This window comes from Paenibacillus lacisoli, assembly GCF_030580655.1.
In the GTDB taxonomy this organism is placed as follows: Bacteria; Bacillota; Bacilli; order Paenibacillales; family Paenibacillaceae; genus Paenibacillus; species Paenibacillus lacisoli.
Map to the genome: position 1 here is coordinate 527,451 of NZ_JAUQTB010000001.1, position 18,192 is coordinate 545,642.

Below are 18,192 nucleotides of genomic sequence, written 5' to 3' on the forward strand. Positions count from 1 at the left end.
TTCCCCCTTCCGGTTTATAATATACCCCTATCGGGTATATTATAGATACAGCAGGCCATTCAACTCACCTATAATGAAGGAGTGGTATTTATGAAAAAGCAGTTAGCCGCAGTAGGGATTACAGCCATGATCGCACTTAGCGGCTGCGGAGCTCAGTCGGATGACGCAAGCAGTACAGCAGCGACAGCTCCATCCAGCTCTCAAGGTTCCAGCTCTCAAGATTCCAGCACAACGGGATCCGGCGGCAGTATGGGGATGGAACACAATGGCTCCCCCGAAGTTCCAGCCAACTTAAAGGAAGCAGCCAATCCCAAATTTAAAGTCGGAAACAAGGCATTAATTGAAGCGGATCATATGCCTGGTATGAAAGGTGCTGTAGGAACCATTACCGGAGCGTACGACACCACCGCATATGTTGTTACTTATACACCGACCACGGGCGGCGAGCCGGTCAAGCATCATAAATGGGTGATTCAGCAGGAGATTCAGGGTGCCGGTGACGAACCTTTTCCTACAGGAGCATCTGTCGTACTGGAAGCGGATCATATGCCTGGCATGAAAGGCGCGTCTGCGACCATAGAGTCCGCAGAACGGACAACGGTATACATGCTGGACTATACGCCAACGACAGGCGGTGAACCGGTCAAGAACCATAAATGGGTGACCGAAAGCGAACTGACAGCTCCCAAATAAAAGACGAGGAGTGGCTGAAAATGACGGGAAAAGAAATACTCCTGAACCAGTTTAAAGCCTGCAGAAATGACAACGGATGGTTTACCTCCATGGCCTCGGCTGCTGCGGATTTATCCGAAGAACAGGTCCATGCCAAAAGTGACCGGGATGGAATGAACAGCATCATCGAGATTGTGCGTCATCTGGACTTCTACAATGAAAGGTATCTGAACCGATTTCGGGGAGAAGAGGTTGCTCCAGTCGAAGGTTCTAATGATGATACCTTTACAAGAGGAGATGCAGTCTGGAGCCGGACACTGGCACGTTACGATCAGACATTGGCAGATTGGATGGACGCAGTGGAGCAGGCCGATCCTTCGACCTTGGAACGCTGGGCTCCAGATCTCACCCATTTGACCATTCACAATGCTTATCACATCGGCCAGATCGTAGTCATTCGTAAGGAACAGGGCTCGTGGAATAAGGCGAACGGCGTCAGTTAGATGCAAATGTAATATATATTTGTAACTTGTATCAAACCGAGAGACAGGCTCACTGTCTCTTTTTTTTACCCTTTTATAATGAAGATGTTGTAAAATTAGGGATGTTCATCCAGTCTAACAATAAAGGAGTTATTATTTATGAAAAAACAGCTTGCCATCGCATTGACCATCGCCCTGCTCTCGCCACTTGCAGCGGCGGTATACTCACCAGCCTCTTCTTCCGTTTATGCAGCAGTGAAAGGCACGAACTTACAGATGCCAGACGGTGCGGCTTATTATGGCGAAGTCAAGAACGGTCTGCCTAATGGCAAAGGAACGATGCAGTGGGGACCCACCAAGCAATACTGGGGAGAATGGGTCAACGGAAAGCGTTCCGGCCAGGGGAAATACATAAACCAATACGTAATGGACGGTGAGCAACATAAAATCGTCTACAATGGCTCTTGGCAAAAGGATAAGATGCAGGGACAAGGAACACGAACCAATAAAGTCACCACTTCGGAAGGAAACGTACGTTATAACCAAATTCAAACCGGTACCTTCAGTCAGAACCTCTGGACTAACGGGTATGAGGTCATTCATGCTGTTGCCGATCCGGATTACAGCTTTACTTATAAGAATGGTAATGAATCGCTGCATATCCTGGGAAGCAACGGCCGGATGACGACCGATTGGGCTCAAGGGGGCTTTTTTGAAGTAACCTATGCAAAAGGATCTCTCAAAAAGTACTACACACAGCTGCCTGTTGAGAATGCCGCCGCTGAACTCCGGAACAAAGCTGCTCTGAAATATCTCCAGTCCATCCAGTCCCGGATGATTCCTGTGCTGCAGAAATTCAAACAGTTGTCGAATCAGCTGCCTCTAAATTAAAAATTCAAATCAGAATGGAGGACCCCGCACTTGGTGCGGGGTCTTTTTCGTACACATAGCCGATTTATCGTGACAACAGCAGAACTTCCGATCACTTTGGGGGGAAGCGGATACAGGCTCTCTCAATCATGCATATCCTTATATCATCTCAACAGGAAATCTTCTCTTAGACACACTCCTTACTACTCTACCTTTTTCCCGCGGCACGCTCCACTCCATTCCGCCAACATGTCAAACGCATAGATTTATAGCCTGCGGGTATCGGCCGTTTCGCTTCAAGGAACAGGTTCATATGATTTAACAAATACCATTAAGGAGTGATCTTATGTTACGTACGAGAGTCAAAACTTACAAACACCGTATCGGCAAAAAGAAAGTTCTGGTAGTAAAAGTCTATCAATCCGCTCGCGCCAAAGCGAAACACGGAAATGCCCTGGCCTCCAATATGCTGAACATCAAAATTGCCAAAGGTAAGCACAAGGCGAAACACCGCAAGCATCACCATCACTTCAAACCGCACCGCAAACACCATTACTTCAAGCCACACCGCAAGCATCACTGCAAACCGCGTCACCATCGTTATTATTAATACGTTGATCCCTCCAGCTTAACACCTCTCGGTGAGTCCGACAGGAATTGTTATGCCTGAAAGGAGGTGATATGAATGCACGGATATAGAAAATGCCACTGCAAAAAGCACCGCAGACATCACCGCAAGCACCATTCCATGCACGGCCGCAAGCATTACGGCTGGGGTAAGGACATGCATAAGAGCTGGGGCAAATCCTGGTCTCAAGGCGGCCTGAAAATCAAGGTGAAACAAAAAGCTGCTGCCAAAGCCAAAGGAAATGCACTTGCAGTCAATCAGTTTAATGTGTCGGCTAAGAAAAAGAAAAGACACTACTAATCTTCACAGAAGTAACCGCAAGCTGCCTGGCCGAAGTACGCTTCGGTCAGGCAGCTTTATATCTTGCTGTAAACGAAAAGCACACTTCCTGAGTTGTCCCCGGGAAATGTGCTTTTCGTGCTGCATCCTATCAGATTATTGAACAACAAACTTAACTTTTGTGCCGTCCGGATAGGATTCCAGCTTGTGACTGACCCATGACCCGGCTCCGCGGTTATCCTTCGGCGATATATATTTCACATCGGCACCTGTCCCGCCTTCCGCACACATGGCCATAGGCCATTCATCACGGTCGTAGCCTTTCTTAACCTTCACATGCTTCAGCGAAAGTTCCCGGTTTGCCGCCGCTCCCTTACGGTCAATCGTGCATACCGAAGATGCTCCGGCATCGATAGCTTCCCGGATATGCTGCCCGGTCTGCGGGTATTTCGCAATAGGGAAAGTTATCGTTACATCTGCCTTCTGATCAAGAATCGCCTTAGGATCCTTAATTATTTCGGGGTGATAATGGTACAGCCAGAGCACCCCGAGCACCAGAACAATCAGGTACAGCATCCGGCTGGGCTTATTGTTTTTTCTTTTTTTCCTCCGTTTGGCTGCCACAAACTTCTCCTTGCTGTCATCGATACAATTTTACAAAAAAATGCTAAATAAACGATTCCCTGATGACGAAATAAGAATTAAAGGGGGGGAACATACTATGAACGAATTAAAACTTGCCATTGCCCATGCACAGGCCGTACTTATCCGTCTCAGAAACGGAGAAATTCTGCTGGGCTGGCCTGTCATGGATCCGGAAACCGAAAGCTTCGGACTCTACGATGGAAGCCGGAAGCATAACATCGTCTGCGATGAGCTGCTCACAGTCAGCCGCATCATCGCCTAATCTATTTCAACTATACTCCATTAGGATACAAAGGGGAATACGAATCAGATCGACACGGGCTTCACATCATGCTTTTCCATGATAGCCATTTTTCCGGCCGCATCTTCCGCTTCGCTGGTTACCATCATCAGGAGATGACCGCGCCGTACTTCTGCTGCATAAGCCCTGGCATCATCCTTGGGGATACCAATAGCGGTCAGGCGGACAATCAGGTCATCCGAACGGCTGCCCGTTTCCGCTCCGGCCAGAAGTTTGGCCCCAGGACCCGATACAGCTGCACGCTGCGGCATAACACGCAGATCAGAAGCAAGCTGTTCTAGAGTGTTTAATATTCCTCTTGCACCATAGCCACCGCTGAACGGCTTCATCCCGGTATCTTCGGCAATCTGTTCAAGATCATTATGCTGATTGGAAACGATAGAAATTTCTTTGCGCTCTGCTCCCGCTTCCATTAGTTCCTCGATCGTCATGGATACATCCTGCTCTGTACGATAGACGCCAATTAACAACGTAGTCATTGGACCTACTCCCTTCAACTGCGTTTTACATTGCCATTAACCTTTTTCACGTTTTAAGAAACAGAATAGGACAGGCATCATTATGACGTTAATTTCATATAAATTTAAGTGAATTTTAATGTTAATTTTCAGAAATTGATGTACTGTAGATTTACAAAATGAATCAAATGAGGTGAAATGGTTATGACAACAACATGGTCAAGAGTAGAACTATTGAAGACACAGCTTCCGAAGGAGCATCAAGGGATCTCCCACTATGTGGAGCATGCCCTCCAGTCCATTGATCAGTTCGTCGAGCAGCACCGTCAATTTGTAGCAGCGCAGGCTCTTTACGGGGAACGCATCAGCGGTGAAGAGGAACGGCTGTTCCGTGAGACCATTTCGAATATCAAGAATGAACTGGTATCTACGTTGGAGAAGACCGTTGAAGACTTCAAGCACAAAGGTGACAAACATTGGGTTAACAATTACAAAGACGGAGTCGAATAATGTATGTTAATCTGAGATCCTGACGTTTCCGCCTATTAGGGAACCGAGGATCCTTTTTGTTTGACCTCATTCAAAAGCTCCCGTTCTTCGATGAAGAATTCAGGAGCTTCTGTGTAATTAAATATATGCTGTTCAGCTTACTTTGACCGGAATCGTCACATAATTAGTTCCTAGCATGGCTTTGACCACGGTCGTCCCTTTGGCTGCTCCTGTAACGGCTCCTTCTTTGACAACGGCTGCTGCCGGCTTGGAGGACACCCACTGAACTGAGGAGGTCACATTCTTTTTCTCACCGGTGTCGTACACTGCATTAACGGTGATCTGCTGGGATTTGCCGCTCGTCAGCGAGACAGATTTGACATTCGCCTCCAGCTTGATCAGCTTGGGTACAACCTTTACCTGCACGCTGATGTTCTGGTTCTGATAGGTTCCCGTAAGGGTAGACTCTCCGATTCCTGCTGCCTTCAGGCTGTTCCCTTTCAAGACTGCTGCCGAGGGGTTAGAGGATGTCCATATCATTCTGGAGGTTACATCTGCTTTGGTTCCGTCTGTATACACAGCGGTCACTTTCATAGCTGTGCTCCCCTTCAAGTTCAGGCTCACACTGGAGCTGCTTACCTTGAGCTCCTGCACAACAGGTTCTACCCTGACTGGAATCTTAAGGCTTTTGTTCAGATGCATGGCCTTGATCGTATAATTGCCTGCTTTGACTGCATGGATCTTGCCATCCTGTAACGCAATCCCTGCTGCCGATCCTGTCCATATTACTTTGGAGGAAACATCGATTGCCTGTCCGTCGGCCAGAAGCGCCTGCACAGGCGGCAGAGCTGCACTTTGTCCAGCTGTCATAACATAGCCGGTTGTTGCCGACTTCAGCGCCTTGATCTTCATATTAACGCTCACAGGAATATCCAGCGTCCTTCCAGCCAAATTGGCCTGCAGCATCGTATTTCCCGCTTTCAGAGCAGTCAGCTGCTTGTTCACCAGCTTCAGTACCGAGCTGTCCCCGACTGTCCATACAGTCTCTGAACTAAAGTTGATTTTCTTGCCGCTAGCATCGGTAACATAAATGCTTGGCAGTGTTAGCTTGTCACCTGTCGTAAGCGTGAGACTGCTCCTGCTGCTGGTCAGCTTGTCTGGAACCGCATAGACAATAATGGTCAGCTTAACGGCTTTACCCAAATACGAAGCAGTAACCGCTGCTTTTCCGGGGCCAGCTGCTGTCAGCTTACCTTTATCCACTCCTACTACAGCCGGGTTTGAGCTCGTCCATACGGCATTTGCAGTGACATCCTTTTTATCCCCGGTCAGACCAAGCGCCGCTGCCGCTACCTGTGCCTCTTGCCCACTGAACAGGGTGAAGCTGCCCCCCGGACTTAACGTTATGCTCTTCACTCCTGGAGCTACAGTGACCGACTTGACGACCTGCTTCCCTCCGTATAAGGCAGTAATTTTCACCGTACCGGCTGCCTTGGGGGTAATGACGCCTGCAGTAATTTCGGCCACTTTCGGATTGGAAGAAGACCACAGGGCTTCAGCGGTTACCTCCTTCTTGATTGATGAAGCATCCACCGCCCATACGCTAATCGTTTTTGTTCCTCCGCCAAGCAGAACCTTCTCATTCGCTGAAACGGACCACTGCAGTGAAGCAATCGATCCTGCCGTGTCTTCGGCCCGTACAACTCCTGCCGGAACCCACGAAGACAAGGCCAGCACCATTACCATTAACAGGCTGATATAACGCCAACGGTTCATCATTTCCTCTCCTTTTCCCCTATAACTTCAGCAGAAATAATCCCATACCACTGCTCTCTATCCATATATCGGAAATTGAAGCGAATATTTGAACCTACTATTATAATATCAGCTATAAGATCAGCCCCCTTGCAGCGATCTCACTACAAATGTATGACTATCCTTGCGGAGAATACGACCATCTTCCAGAACCGCATGCTCACGATCATGACGCTTGAGCCGCGTACCGTAGGCGATCAGGCGGTTTCCACGCCATACTGTGACCCAGGATTTAAAATAGACTGCATTATCAAACTGCATCGGCACCTTCATAATATAGCTGACCGGGTACAGCTTCGAACGCGGAACTGTTCGCCGTTCCCGCAGTGATGGCAGCGGCTGAATGGTTGCAATCTCACTGAACGGGATGACTGACATTTTGGGTCCCAGTACGACGCACTGCTTCGTATCGTCCCATTTTTCCAACACACCCTGCAGTCGGGTCTGTCGATCCGGTCCGCTGAAAATAACAACTTGCCGTCCAACCCAGTGACGCATTCTGATCAACTCCTTATGACTGGATCGGCGGGATCACCCAATCCACCGGCTTCATTCCATGCTCTTCTAGAAAGGCATTACATTTGGAGAACGGTCTGCTTCCAAAATAGCCCCGGTGTGCGGCAAGCGGACTCGGGTGCGCTGACTTCAGCACCAGATGCTTATCCTCATCAATAAAGCTCCCTTTACGCTGAGCGGGACTGCCCCATAACATAAACACCACCGGCTTCTCCCGTTCGTTTAATTTGGCAATTACTGCATCTGTGAACCGCTCCCAACCGATCCCCTTGTGGGAATTGGGTTGACCATCACGGACCGTGAGTACCGTATTCAGAAGCAGCACCCCTTCGTCTGCCCAGTGAACAAGCGATCCGTGGCCGGGGACAGGTACGCCAACATCTTCATGCAGCTCCTTATAAATGTTACGCAGTGAAGGCGGAATCCGGACGCCCGGCATCACCGAGAAGCTGAGACCCTGCGCCTGTCCCGGCCCGTGATACGGATCCTGTCCGAGAATGACGGCTTTGGTATCCGCAAATGAAGTACGCTTAAGTGCCGAAAAAATCAGTTCCTTGGGCGGATATACCGTTTGCGTTTTGTACTCTACCGCCAGCTTATGACGGAGTTCATCAAAGTATGGTTGCTGTACTTCTTCTTCTAATATCGTATCCCAATCATTGCCAAACATTGTATCCCTCCTGGATGAACCTGCTATTCTATACTTTACCATGAATAAGACAGGTTGACGAAGACCTGAAACTGACCCCAAGGAAAGAAGCATCTTTCAGAGCTTCATTTGCTGTTCAGCACACGCTAAGCAGATTCGGCGTTGACAAGTCTACACGGCGCTTTTAAGATCAAACTAGACACCTTGTATACAAGATTATTAATTGAGCGTGCATTCCTCTTTAAGAGTATCCAATGATCTTTGATGGAACAACACATTTTCACCCGCCTTTTTTTGTACACATCTTATATTTCAAGACCGGGAGGAAGCTATGAAGAATCGTCAAACCGCATTCAACGGAAACTGGTATTTCACCAAGCAGCCGCTTCATGCCACCCTGGCAGATGCAGCGGCCAGCCGCAGCTGGATGCCTGTAACTCTGCCGCATGACTGGCTGATTTATGATACGAAGCAGCTTTATGAGAATGGCGAAGGCTGGTACCGCAAACAGTTTACGCTGCCCGAATTCGATGAAGATACTTTGTATTCTCTGCGTTTTGAAGGTGTATATATGAATGCGACTCTATATGTGAACAACCAGATTGCAGGGGAATGGAAATACGGCTATTCAACCTTTGAATTTGACATTACGCCCTACGTCACCCCCGGTGAGAATACCATCTACGTTCGAGTCATTCATGAGTCGCCTAACTCCCGTTGGTACTCCGGTGCAGGCATTTATCGATCGGTATGGTTGAAAACGTATACAAAATCTCACGTTGCTGCAGACGGCATCTATATCTCTGCAGCACAGCAAGATCATGACATCTGGAATGTCGATGCAGCAACTGAGCTTGTGCTGGATGCGAGGGATGCCGGTTCAGTCTTTACCTTGCGCCACACGATACGGGACCCGCATGGAGAAGTCGTGCTGCAGGACCTTGTCTCCGTAGAGTCTCTGAATTCTAACCCTTCTTTAGTTGTAGACTGCCGCTTGCCCGTAACACAGCCATTACTGTGGGATCTCAACCATCCGTATCTGTACACTCTGCAGACGGAGCTCCTGCGCAATCATGAGGTGCTGGGAGAAGAGCGGCAGCATTTTGGGTTCAGGCGTGTGCATCTGGACAGCCAGCAGGGCTTTTTCCTCAATGGGCGGCATTTGAAGCTGTATGGCGTCTGCCAGCACCATGATCTCGGATGTCTGGGAGCGGCCGTTAACCGGACTGCGCTGAAACGCCAAATCCGCCTCCTGCAGGAAATGGGCGTTAATGCGATCCGCACAGCGCACAATATGCCCGCAGTAGAACTGATGGAGCTGGCTGATGAGATGGGCGTGCTGATTGTATCGGAAGCTTTTGACATGTGGGAGCGTTCGAAGACGCCTTATGATTATGCCCGCTTTTTCCCGGAGTGGTGGAGAAGAGACATCGCGAGCTGGGTCCGGCGTGACCGCAACCATCCGAGCCTGATTATGTGGAGCATCGGAAATGAAATCTACGATACACACGCCGATGAACGCGGCCAGGAAGTGACGAAAGCCTTAATGGACGAAGTGTTGATCCATGACCCTAAAAGCAACGCCTTTGTAACGATCGGTTCCAACTACATGCCTTGGGAGAATGCGCAGAAATGTGCAGATATCGTCAAGGTTGCCGGCTATAACTACGGGGAGAAATATTACGATCAGCAGCATGCGGAGCATCCGGACTGGATTATCTATGGCAGTGAGACAGCGTCAACGGTGCAGAGCCGCGGCATCTATCACTTTCCTCTTGCCCAGCCGGTCCTGGCTGACGATGACGAGCAGTGCTCTGCCTTGGGGAACAGCTCAACCAGCTGGGGAGCCAAAAGTACAGAGGCCTGCATCATATCAGACCGCGACGCGGCATATTCGCTCGGCCAGTTTATATGGACCGGATTCGATTATATCGGCGAACCGACACCTTATTTTACGAAAAACTCTTATTTCGGTCAGCTGGACACAGCCGGATTTCCGAAAGACTCCTATTACATCTATCAGGCGGAGTGGACGGATTACCGGACGCATCCGATGGTGCATGTATTCCCTTACTGGGACTTCTCGGAAGGCCAGCTTATCGACGTCCGCGTCTGCTCCAACGCCCCCCGGGTGGAATTATTCTTCAACGGTCTCTCCCAAGGCACCTGCGAAATTGATCATGCCCACGGCAGCAAGCTGCTTGGTGAATGGCAGCTGCCCTATATGAGCGGCGAGCTGCATGCGATTGCTTATGACGAACATGGGCAGATCGTCGCAGAAGAACGCCGCTCATCCTTCAGCGACGCTGCAGCACTGGTGCTTGAGCCGGATCGGTACGAGATGTCTGCGGATGGCCAGGATCTCATTTTCGTTACCGTCTCCGCAGTGGACTCCGAAGGCCGACCGGTAGAGAATGCCAATAACCGGGTGCATTTCACCGTAGAGGGCCCCGGACGGCTGGTGGGACTGGACAATGGGGACAGTACAGACTACGATCCTTACAAAGGCACGAATCGCCGCATGTTCAGCGGCAGACTGCTGGCCGTAATCGCAGGCACACTGGAACCAGGCCGCATCACATTACATGCGTCATCTCCAGGCATCACCCCGTCCGTTCTTCAGCTGGATGCCAGGGAGATCGCACCGGCAGCACCCGGCGAGGAACGCTGCCTATATGCCGATAACCCATTAGAAGCAAAGGCACAAAATGCGAAAGACTCTGAGAACGTGGAAATTCCGGTACGCAAGCTGGAGATTATTTGTCCGGAAGGCCAAATCCTGACACCTGACCAAGCCTCGCTTCCTGTACGTGTTCAGCTTCATCCAGCCGGTTCGACCTATCAGAATGTCCAGTGGCGGATCACCAACGCTGCGGGTGTGGATACCAATATTGCCTCCATCCGGACAGATGGACAGCAGGCCGTTGTCACCGGCCTGGGAGACGGAACCGTATATATTCGCTGCGGTACGACGAATGGAGCTGACGGAATCCGGCTGTACTCACAGCTGGAGCTTACCCTGACAGGCTTTGGGCAGGCACATTTGGACCCTTATGAATTTGTATCAGCAGCCTACCACAGCAGCGCGAGCACCAACCTGACCAATGGCAATGAGCGCGGTGTTGCCACCGCCCGTGAAGGTGAGAGTCTAATTGTTTTTGAACGTGTTGATTTGGGATCTTACGGGGCGGATGAGATAATTCTGCCTATCTTCTCCCTGGACGGTGAAGCGTTCCCGCTGGAAATCTGGAAGGGTATCCCGCATCAGGCCGAGGCCGAACTGCTGACGACGGTCACCTATCAGAAGCCGTCCCGCTGGAATGTATATCAGGAGGAGACCTACCAGCTGCCACAGCGGCTTACCGGCCTGACGACCTTGTCATTCCTGCTGCGACGCAAAATCCATCTGAAAGGCTTCCAGTTCAAACGCAGGCACAAAGCCTACGAGCTTCTCGCAGCCCTGGACTCCAGCAAAATCTATGGCGATACGTTTACCCGGACGGCGACAGCAATTGAGAGCATCGGCAACAACGTATCTCTCATCTTCGAGGATATGGACTTTGGTCAGGAAACGTGCTCTCGTATCCGCATCTGCGGCCGCACTTCGCTCGACAAGAACACGATTCAGATTCTGTTCAGCAGCCCTGACGGCGAGACCCGTCAGCTGATCGAGTTCGAGGGATCCGACCGTTACAACGAGCAGGAGTTCCCTCTCGAGCCTGTCAGCGGCAGGCAGACCGTCACCTTCCTGTTCCTGCCGGGCAGCCAGTTTGACTTCCGTTCCTTTCAATTCATGTCCGCTGATTAACAAAAGAGCATGCTCCCTAAGTGGCAGCATGCTCTTTTAGTTGTTCATTCAAAATCTAGCCGTTCGGATACACCATGACCTTGAGGCTTGCGTTCTTGTTGTGGATCGCCCGCTCTAAAGCTTCCTGAGTCTGATCCAGCGGGTACCGGTCCGTCACAAGGACACTTGCATCGACCAGACCGGACTCGAGGAACCGGATCCCTTTGCGGTACGTATTGGCATAACGGAAAATGCCATAGATATCAAGCTCACTGTCCGCGATCAGAGGGACATTCAGCGGAATATCATCTTGTGCAGGCAGACCTACAATGGCCAACCTGCCGCCGCGGCGGAGTGATTGCAGTGCAGACTGCAATGCGCGTGGGCTGCCGGCCGTTTCCCAGGCAACATCCACGCCGATACCGCCGGTCAGCTCCCGAATCACCGCTGCCGCATCCTGCTCTCTGACATTGATGGCATGAGCAGCACCAAGCTTCAGCGCTGCCTGCAGACGCACCTCTTCCAGGTCAGTCACGATAATATCGGCTGCGCCGTACGACTTGGCTGCGGCTGCAGCCATCAGCCCCACCGGTCCCATTCCCATAATGGCGACCGTCTCCCCGGCCTGCAAGCGGCTGCGTACTGCAGCATGAATGCCTACCGAGAAGGGTTCCACCAGCGCAGCCTCTTCAAAGGAAAGGTGATCCGGAATCTGGAATACCATGTCTTCCCGAATCGCCAGATACTGTACAAAAGCGCCGTCAACCGGCGGCGTCGCCAGAAACTGCACGTCCGGGCACAGATTGTATCTGCCGGCTTTACAGTCCGGGCACAACCCGCAGGTGACACCCGGCTCCACAGCTACGCGGTCTCCAACCGCTGCCCGGGTGACCTTGCCGCCAACGGCAGCAATGATCCCTGCACATTCATGGCCAAGGATGATCGGCTGCTCGACGACGAACCTGCCGATCCGTCCATGCTCATAATAATGGAGATCCGAGCCGCATACCCCGACAGCCATAACTTGAACCAGCACTTCATGATCCTGCAGCGCAGGCAGGGGCACTTCCTTGATCTCTATGCTGCCAGGCTTCGGCATAACCGCCGCCTTCATGGTCCGGGGGAGCTTGGAATCGATCGTCGTTGTCTGTGCATGTGCTTCCATGTCCATCCCTCCAATCAGTATATCGTGCGCTGCTGCATATCCTCGATCCCGCTCTTGCGGTAAAAGTACGTGTTAATCTGGTCCCGCCATTCCTTCGCATGGACTGCCTGTCCCTTCAGCCGCTCTGCCACCTGATCATACAGGCTATCCGCTATTCTTCCTTTGAGACTGCTCCAGCGGTTGACCAGCTCGGCTGCCTGTTCCGCTCCTTCAAAGTGAGTGTCATAGATGTGCTGAATGACCGTTTTACCGGAATGAAGCACATGGGTATAAGGAACGTGATGAAAAAATAATAACAGCTCATCCGGACAGCTTTCGACAGAGTCGTAACGCTCAGCATTAAGTCCCATATACTGCCCGCTGTAGCCGGTACCTGTATTCAACGTCCGGTCAACCCCGATACCCTGATGATCGGCAAAATGGTAGGTGCCCCACTGTGAATATTCATACCCATCCACATTCGGCCCGTAATGATGCTCCGGGTTCACCATCCAGCCTACGCCCAGCGGTGCGGTGTAAGATTCATAGATATTCCATGAATCCATTAGCATAGCAATGACAATCCGGGCCGCGTCAGGATTGGAGCCGAAGGTCAGCGCCGTCCACTCAGAAGCAATCGCCTCGGCCGACAGCTCAGGGTCCCAGGACAAACGGCCATAGCCATACAGATTCGCCTGCGCGAGCAGATGACCAGTCCAGTTCACATCCCGTCCAACATTGGTGACCGCCGCCATCCCGCTGCAGCGGTTGCCCCAGAGTGAACCATCCACGACCCGCTTTACGGGGGAACCCTCTCCCTTCGCATAGGTATCGAACTCCAGAATTTCTTTCCACTGCGGTACCAGGTAGCAGAGATGACGCTGCTGCCCTGTGTACTCCTGAGTAATCTGAAATTCAATCAGATGATTGGTCTTCTCCAGCGCGCCGAACAGCGGGGACACAGGCTCCCTGACCTGGAAATCCATCGGCCCGTTCTTGATCTGCAGAATGACATTGTCCTTGAACTGACCGTCCAGCGGCTTGAAGTGATCATAAGCGGCTCTGGCCCGGTCCGTCTTGCGGTCACGCCAGTCCTGCTTGCAGTTATAGACGAAGCAGCGCCAGATGACAAGGCCGCCGAACGGCTCCAGCGCTTCCGCCAGCATATTCGCACCATCGGCATGGTTTCGCCCATAGGTGAACGGTCCCGGACGATTCTCGGAGTCAGCCTTGACGATAAAGCCGCCGAAATCAGGGATCGCTTCATACAGCTCGGCCGCCTTCGCGCGCCACCACTGGCGCACCTGCGGATCCAGCGGATCGGCAGTGTCCAGATCCCCCCCGTGCATAGGAGCAGCAAAGTTCACACTTAGGAACAGACGAATTCCATAGTCCCTGAACTGATCGGCAATTCTGGCAACGTCAGACAGATATTCCTTGGATATAAACAAGGTCTCCTGCTGATGAACGTTAACATTGTTGATCGAAATTCCATTGATACCGGTCGACGACATCAGGCGTGCATAATCCCGCAGTCGTTCAGGTTCATCTATAAAGCGGTTATTTTCATATAAAAAAGATCTGCCGGCATACCCGCGTTCAATAGAGCCGTCAAAGTTATCCCAGTGGTTGATCATTCGCAGGCCATTCACCGGACGAATCACTTCGTCCAGTTCCTCCAGATCTGCCAATGTCCCCATCAGACGCAGCAGATGGAATACACCATACAGCACGCCCACAGGGGCGGATGCCCCTATTGCAATACATTGATGTTCCCGGCTGCAGCGGATCGCAAACCCTTCAGGTCCCGTACTGCGGATGGTCTCCTCGTCGAAAACTGTGGTGATAAGGGGATTGCCCTCGTTCCAGGTACCGAGGATAATACGGGGGGCACCACTCTCCTGACCTTCCAGCACTCCCAGTCCCAGCATGGATTGCATGCCCCTCTTCCATTCTGTAAGTGCAGCCCGGATCGTCGTGTTTCCCGTGTCAGCTTCGACATATTTGCACCACTGCAAATACTGGTCGCGCTGATTGCCGGAAGGCACAGCAGGATAAGCCAGCCACGCTTCATACCCGCTGTCACCTGCGAAATTCCTCATTTGCTGTACATCTGACATGACTTTTGCCTCCTAACGGTTTAGATTGTGTTGTACCTGCTGATTTCTGGTCAGGCGGAAATTTCTCGAGCGTTCGAACATCCACAGGATTGCGGTAACGCCGCGCGGATAATATTTGCTGCCGCCAATGTGTCCGGCAAGAATCTGGTCGCTCCAGCACCAATACGACAGCTCCGGATGAAGCAGCCATTCGGCGTGAGCTTTGTCCGCCGCGGCTCCCCGCTCGTCCCAAGGGAGATCGAGAATCGTACGTGCGATAAACTGGGACAGATAAATTTTGCTCAGCCACGAATTATTGCTGGTGGAAGACAGCTTCCAGCCGCCGTCATCAAACAGACAGACGCCAGGAACGAGTATGGTCTGCAGATGGATTTTCAGCGCACGGATATACTCCGAGAATCGTCCATCGGGACGCAGTGCATCTTCACAGTCCGTAAACAGCGGGAAAATAAGACCCTCAATGGCCGGAATAATACAGGACTCGTTATTCTCATGAATGACAGCCGGGATATATCCCTCACTGTTCAGCTGTGAAGCAATAGAAGCCGCACATTTGTCAGCCTGCTGTCCAGCTTCGGCTGCAAGATCTGCAAGCCCTTCCTGACTAAAAAATTTCTCCAGCGCCACATAGGCTGCCCAGCATTTGCCCGCCATGTAGATGTTATTGCGGGACTGCCCCAGTGAAGTATCCAGACTGTCATAGGTCGATATCTCGGCACCGCCCTGGGTACGGCTGCTGTCCAGCGCCATCAGACCGTTACGCTGCTGTGGATCGGGATGATCCCGGTTCAGCATGCTCTGAAAACAGTCGCGCAGCGTCGGCAGCATCCGGTCGATGAATTCACGATCCTTCGTCTGCTCCATATAGACAAGGGCACAGCACAGCCAGTTGACCAGCTCTTCGTGACTCATGTAAGAGAAACAGTCATCCAGTCCAGCCTTCTCATATGCGGAATAGCCGGGTCTCGAGAAAACATTCGCTACGCCGACATCGTGAGTAAATGTGATCCCGCCCGGATGCTGCTCGCTTTCTCCCGGGAAGAACACCGTATCCTCATAACTGTAACGGTCCACGAACAGCTCCAGCTCATTGCGGACTGTCCAAGGGTTCATCACCAGCTCATAGAACAGCTGGTCTGCAGTAAGATCAAGCGTATTCATCATGCGGTACTCACCTTCATTGACGATCCAAATCAGCCTGCCGTCCGCGTCCAGAAGCTGGGTGCTGCCGTAATAGCTGTGGATAGCGTGATTCAGCATAAAGGTCTGATCTTCGGACAGTCCGGCCGCAGCGATCCAGTCATTGGCGGTAAGGCATGCTGCAGTCAGCTCATCAAAATGATCCAGTGCATATTGAGCCACCGCGTCGATATTTTTGAAATAACGGGTATAGGCATATTTCGCTTCCATCCCCGTCGTTACAATTCCATCCCGGTAGAAGCAGACCGCAAAACGGTAAGTGCGCTTCTCACCCGCCGGAACCTCCATCAGTACGGCGCCGGTTCCTCCTAGTCCAAAGGACAAATTGTGCTCCAGCTGCTCCCCGAGGATACTCTCCAGCGTAAAGCCAAGTCCGCTGCGGATACCCTCATCCTTACATGCGATCGCAGTCATTCTTCCCTGACCAATACCCTCGAAGGCCCCGCCGCTCGTATCACTTAATCTGCGCATCGCGCTGTAAGGATCGCTGCCTTCATAGCCGAAGAATCCTTTGCGGGCATAAGCGCCCTCTGTATTATCCAGTGTCAGCTCTGCGAATACGGCAGGGACTAATGCGGCGCGAAGCTCCTCTTCTCCAGCTGCAGCCGGATCAGGGACGGAACGAACCGGGGAATAGATCCGGAACGTGACATCTCCGGCTTCCCAGGTATCTGCTGCCGTAGACAAGGTCCGCTTGATCCCACCGTCGGGAAACGCTTTCAAAGCGACGTTCGAAGAATCGGAGCTGCTGTTAGGCTGGTCCTGTTCACCCTCGTCGGCTTTCTCGATATCATAGCGGGCCGCAGCATCCTCGATCTGCTCGAAGAAGGGCAGCAGCTCATAATTAGCTCCGTCTCTGGATTGAAACCCGATGTATACATTATGGTCTGCCGGTTTGCCAAGCTCGAGGCCAAGACCTCCCTTTTTCCCTTTAAAACCCAGAGTGAAGCTTGCAAATGCCCCGATTGGCGCGTGCTGAACATTATAAAATTGATTATTAGTGCTCATAGGAACTCCTTTCTGGAAACGATAAATGGTTTATTCTTCTTCATCCTAGCATGGGCCGCAGCGTCATGACATTGTCAAATCAAGCAAATATTTACCCAAATCGTGCAAAATTCAGCTATACTATGAGACAGATACAGAAGCAAGCATGATCATGAGCGGGGAGGAAATTCATATGGCTTCAGCTTTTATACCGCCGGAGCTCGGGCAGAGCCTGCGCGAAACGATTATACCTGACGTTAAAACAACCCTGAATCTGTTCGGCATGCATCTGCGCAAGGTCGCCGGTGAATGGAATTACCCAATCCATGCACACCCTCAATATGAATTCAACTATGTACTTGAAGGTGTTCAGACGATGGTTGTCAACAACAACAGCTTTACCCAGCAGGCAGGCGATCTGGTCCTTCTCCGGCCAGGAGATTCGCATTCCAGCCGCAGCGGAGACGGCAGGCCTTTTACCTATTTTTGTATCCATTTTGACATTGATGATAAAATTCTGATCTCTTTATTAAGCCGCCTGGATCACGTCCTGTTCAAGTCCGACAGTGCAATCACCCGGAGACTGGCCCCCGTACTGCATAAGCTGGTTGAGATTTCGGCCAACGTGAACGGGAATATTACCATGTCCCAGCGGATGCGGCTGCAGTCCGCCGTCTTCGACCTCTTCGGACAGCTCTGGGAAGCCTTCTCGATCGACGATCATCTGCTCTCTTCCAATACGTATGAGAAAGTCGAGCTTGCACACCAGATCCGCGGCCGGCTGCAGGGGCTCATCTACCAGCAGTTCAAGCATGACGGCGCGGGCGAAAACCATTACGGCGTAGATGACATTGCGGCCGAGCTGGGAATCAGCACTTCGCATTGTTACCGTGTCTTTCGGGAGGTGTTCGGCCTATCTCCAAGGACCTTCCTCTCGGATCAGACCCTCCACGAAGCTAAAGTATTGCTGGAGGATCCGCGCCTGAGTGTCAGTCAGATCTCCGGCATACTGGGTTATCGCGATATCGCCCACTTCAGCCGGCAGTTCAAACGCTGGTACGGCCTGTCCCCGAGGCAGTACCGCGATTCCAGAAACTGGATGCCTGCGGATCCCCTTCATGCCCCTGACAGCGGGGATACCCCGCATTGA

Annotated in this window: 17 protein-coding genes; 9 read left to right on the plus strand and 8 right to left on the minus strand. The window is 51.6% G+C overall.

Translation table 11 applies throughout. The features are described from left to right. Positions 1 to 90 precede the first annotated feature (90 nt). The 5 genes from Q5741_RS02620 (at position 91) to Q5741_RS02640 (ending at position 2,952) form a co-directional block, all read left to right on the plus strand. Entirely contained in the window at positions 91 to 693 is a 603-nt protein-coding gene (locus Q5741_RS02620) for a YdhK family protein (RefSeq protein WP_305022476.1), read from the plus strand. A 20-nt stretch (positions 694 to 713) separates the two neighbouring features. Further along, positions 714 to 1,175 (plus strand): DinB family protein, encoded by a 462-nt coding sequence (locus Q5741_RS02625; RefSeq protein WP_305022477.1) that lies wholly within the window; start codon positions 714 to 716, stop codon positions 1,173 to 1,175. A 138-nt stretch (positions 1,176 to 1,313) separates the two neighbouring features. After that, complete coding sequence (locus tag Q5741_RS02630) at positions 1,314 to 2,045, plus strand: MORN repeat-containing protein (protein ID WP_305022478.1); 732 nt, start codon at positions 1,314 to 1,316, stop codon at positions 2,043 to 2,045. A 325-nt stretch (positions 2,046 to 2,370) separates the two neighbouring features. Then, entirely contained in the window at positions 2,371 to 2,634 is a 264-nt protein-coding gene (locus tag Q5741_RS02635) for a hypothetical protein (RefSeq protein WP_305022739.1), read from the plus strand. Between the two features lie 75 nt (positions 2,635 to 2,709). Beyond that, a complete protein-coding gene (locus Q5741_RS02640; RefSeq protein ID WP_305022479.1) occupies positions 2,710 to 2,952 on the plus strand; it encodes a hypothetical protein in 243 nt (80 codons plus the stop codon). A gap of 135 nt (positions 2,953 to 3,087) precedes the next feature. Here the strand turns inward: Q5741_RS02640 and Q5741_RS02645 are convergent, their stop codons facing one another. Then, complete coding sequence (locus tag Q5741_RS02645) at positions 3,088 to 3,507, minus strand: NucA/NucB deoxyribonuclease domain-containing protein (RefSeq protein WP_407074314.1); 420 nt, start codon at positions 3,505 to 3,507, stop codon at positions 3,088 to 3,090. A 145-nt stretch (positions 3,508 to 3,652) separates the two neighbouring features. On the opposite strand from Q5741_RS02645, the gene Q5741_RS02650 reads away from it, so the two are divergent. Next, positions 3,653 to 3,838: a hypothetical protein gene (locus Q5741_RS02650; RefSeq protein WP_305022481.1), complete on the plus strand. Its 186-nt coding sequence runs from the start codon at positions 3,653 to 3,655 to the stop codon at positions 3,836 to 3,838. 44 nt (positions 3,839 to 3,882) lie between these two features. On the opposite strand, the gene Q5741_RS02655 is transcribed toward Q5741_RS02650, so the two are convergent. Next, complete coding sequence (locus tag Q5741_RS02655; RefSeq protein ID WP_305022482.1) at positions 3,883 to 4,356, minus strand: general stress protein; 474 nt, start codon at positions 4,354 to 4,356, stop codon at positions 3,883 to 3,885. Positions 4,357 to 4,539: 183 nt separating this feature from the next. Between Q5741_RS02655 and Q5741_RS02660 the strand changes: the two genes are divergently transcribed. Further along, the gene (locus Q5741_RS02660; protein WP_305022483.1) at positions 4,540 to 4,845 is read left to right on the plus strand and encodes a hypothetical protein; all 306 of its coding nucleotides are present in this window, start codon (positions 4,540 to 4,542) and stop codon (positions 4,843 to 4,845) included. 132 nt (positions 4,846 to 4,977) lie between these two features. On the opposite strand, the gene Q5741_RS02665 is transcribed toward Q5741_RS02660, so the two are convergent. From Q5741_RS02665 to Q5741_RS02675, 3 genes are all read right to left on the minus strand, one after another. Beyond that, positions 4,978 to 6,600, minus strand: coding sequence for a tenascin (locus Q5741_RS02665; protein WP_305022484.1), 1,623 nt, complete (start codon positions 6,598 to 6,600; stop codon positions 4,978 to 4,980). A 120-nt stretch (positions 6,601 to 6,720) separates the two neighbouring features. After that, complete coding sequence (locus Q5741_RS02670) at positions 6,721 to 7,137, minus strand: hypothetical protein (protein WP_305022485.1); 417 nt, start codon at positions 7,135 to 7,137, stop codon at positions 6,721 to 6,723. Between the two features lie 13 nt (positions 7,138 to 7,150). Further along, a complete protein-coding gene (locus Q5741_RS02675; protein ID WP_305022486.1) occupies positions 7,151 to 7,825 on the minus strand; it encodes a uracil-DNA glycosylase in 675 nt (224 codons plus the stop codon). Between the two features lie 310 nt (positions 7,826 to 8,135). Here Q5741_RS02675 and Q5741_RS02680 point away from each other — a divergent pair, with 310 nt between their 5' ends. Beyond that, a complete protein-coding gene (locus Q5741_RS02680; protein WP_305022487.1) occupies positions 8,136 to 11,612 on the plus strand; it encodes a glycoside hydrolase family 2 TIM barrel-domain containing protein in 3,477 nt (1,158 codons plus the stop codon). Positions 11,613 to 11,667: 55 nt separating this feature from the next. On the opposite strand, the gene Q5741_RS02685 is transcribed toward Q5741_RS02680, so the two are convergent. Genes Q5741_RS02685 through Q5741_RS02695 form a run of 3 tightly spaced genes read right to left on the minus strand, consistent with a single transcriptional unit; the run spans position 11,668 to position 17,063 of the window. Then, positions 11,668 to 12,756, minus strand: a complete 1,089-nt coding sequence (locus Q5741_RS02685; RefSeq protein ID WP_407074305.1) for an NAD(P)-dependent alcohol dehydrogenase — start codon at positions 12,754 to 12,756, stop codon at positions 11,668 to 11,670. A 14-nt stretch (positions 12,757 to 12,770) separates the two neighbouring features. Beyond that, positions 12,771 to 14,855 carry an alpha-glucuronidase family glycosyl hydrolase gene (locus Q5741_RS02690; RefSeq protein WP_305022488.1) on the minus strand — a complete coding sequence of 695 codons (2,085 nt, stop codon included), beginning with the start codon at positions 14,853 to 14,855 and terminating at the stop codon, positions 12,771 to 12,773. Between the two features lie 12 nt (positions 14,856 to 14,867). Further along, a complete protein-coding gene (locus Q5741_RS02695) occupies positions 14,868 to 17,063 on the minus strand; it encodes a glycoside hydrolase family 52 protein (RefSeq protein WP_305022489.1) in 2,196 nt (731 codons plus the stop codon). Between the two features lie 172 nt (positions 17,064 to 17,235). Here Q5741_RS02695 and Q5741_RS02700 point away from each other — a divergent pair, with 172 nt between their 5' ends. Beyond that, complete coding sequence (locus Q5741_RS02700) at positions 17,236 to 18,192, plus strand: AraC family transcriptional regulator (RefSeq protein ID WP_305022490.1); 957 nt, start codon at positions 17,236 to 17,238, stop codon at positions 18,190 to 18,192.

What these genes read in the sequence shown, in the direction of transcription:
- Q5741_RS02620 (WP_305022476.1), top strand. Translation starts at nt 91, where the DNA reads ATGAAAAAGCAGTTAGCCGCAGTAGGGATTACAGCCATGATCGCACTT.
- Q5741_RS02625 (WP_305022477.1), top strand. Translation starts at nt 714, where the DNA reads ATGACGGGAAAAGAAATACTCCTGAACCAGTTTAAAGCCTGCAGAAAT.
- Q5741_RS02630 (WP_305022478.1), top strand. Translation starts at nt 1,314, where the DNA reads ATGAAAAAACAGCTTGCCATCGCATTGACCATCGCCCTGCTCTCGCCA.
- Q5741_RS02635 (WP_305022739.1), top strand. Translation starts at nt 2,371, where the DNA reads ATGTTACGTACGAGAGTCAAAACTTACAAACACCGTATCGGCAAAAAG.
- Q5741_RS02640 (WP_305022479.1), top strand. Translation starts at nt 2,710, where the DNA reads ATGCACGGATATAGAAAATGCCACTGCAAAAAGCACCGCAGACATCAC.
- Q5741_RS02645 (WP_407074314.1), bottom strand. Translation starts at nt 3,507, where the DNA reads ATGCTGTACCTGATTGTTCTGGTGCTCGGGGTGCTCTGGCTGTACCAT.
- Q5741_RS02650 (WP_305022481.1), top strand. Translation starts at nt 3,653, where the DNA reads ATGAACGAATTAAAACTTGCCATTGCCCATGCACAGGCCGTACTTATC.
- Q5741_RS02655 (WP_305022482.1), bottom strand. Translation starts at nt 4,356, where the DNA reads ATGACTACGTTGTTAATTGGCGTCTATCGTACAGAGCAGGATGTATCC.
- Q5741_RS02660 (WP_305022483.1), top strand. Translation starts at nt 4,540, where the DNA reads ATGACAACAACATGGTCAAGAGTAGAACTATTGAAGACACAGCTTCCG.
- Q5741_RS02665 (WP_305022484.1), bottom strand. Translation starts at nt 6,600, where the DNA reads ATGAACCGTTGGCGTTATATCAGCCTGTTAATGGTAATGGTGCTGGCC.
- Q5741_RS02670 (WP_305022485.1), bottom strand. Translation starts at nt 7,137, where the DNA reads ATGCGTCACTGGGTTGGACGGCAAGTTGTTATTTTCAGCGGACCGGAT.
- Q5741_RS02675 (WP_305022486.1), bottom strand. Translation starts at nt 7,825, where the DNA reads ATGTTTGGCAATGATTGGGATACGATATTAGAAGAAGAAGTACAGCAA.
- Q5741_RS02680 (WP_305022487.1), top strand. Translation starts at nt 8,136, where the DNA reads ATGAAGAATCGTCAAACCGCATTCAACGGAAACTGGTATTTCACCAAG.
- Q5741_RS02685 (WP_407074305.1), bottom strand. Translation starts at nt 12,756, where the DNA reads ATGGAAGCACATGCACAGACAACGACGATCGATTCCAAGCTCCCCCGG.
- Q5741_RS02690 (WP_305022488.1), bottom strand. Translation starts at nt 14,855, where the DNA reads ATGTCAGATGTACAGCAAATGAGGAATTTCGCAGGTGACAGCGGGTAT.
- Q5741_RS02695 (WP_305022489.1), bottom strand. Translation starts at nt 17,063, where the DNA reads ATGAGCACTAATAATCAATTTTATAATGTTCAGCACGCGCCAATCGGG.
- Q5741_RS02700 (WP_305022490.1), top strand. Translation starts at nt 17,236, where the DNA reads ATGGCTTCAGCTTTTATACCGCCGGAGCTCGGGCAGAGCCTGCGCGAA.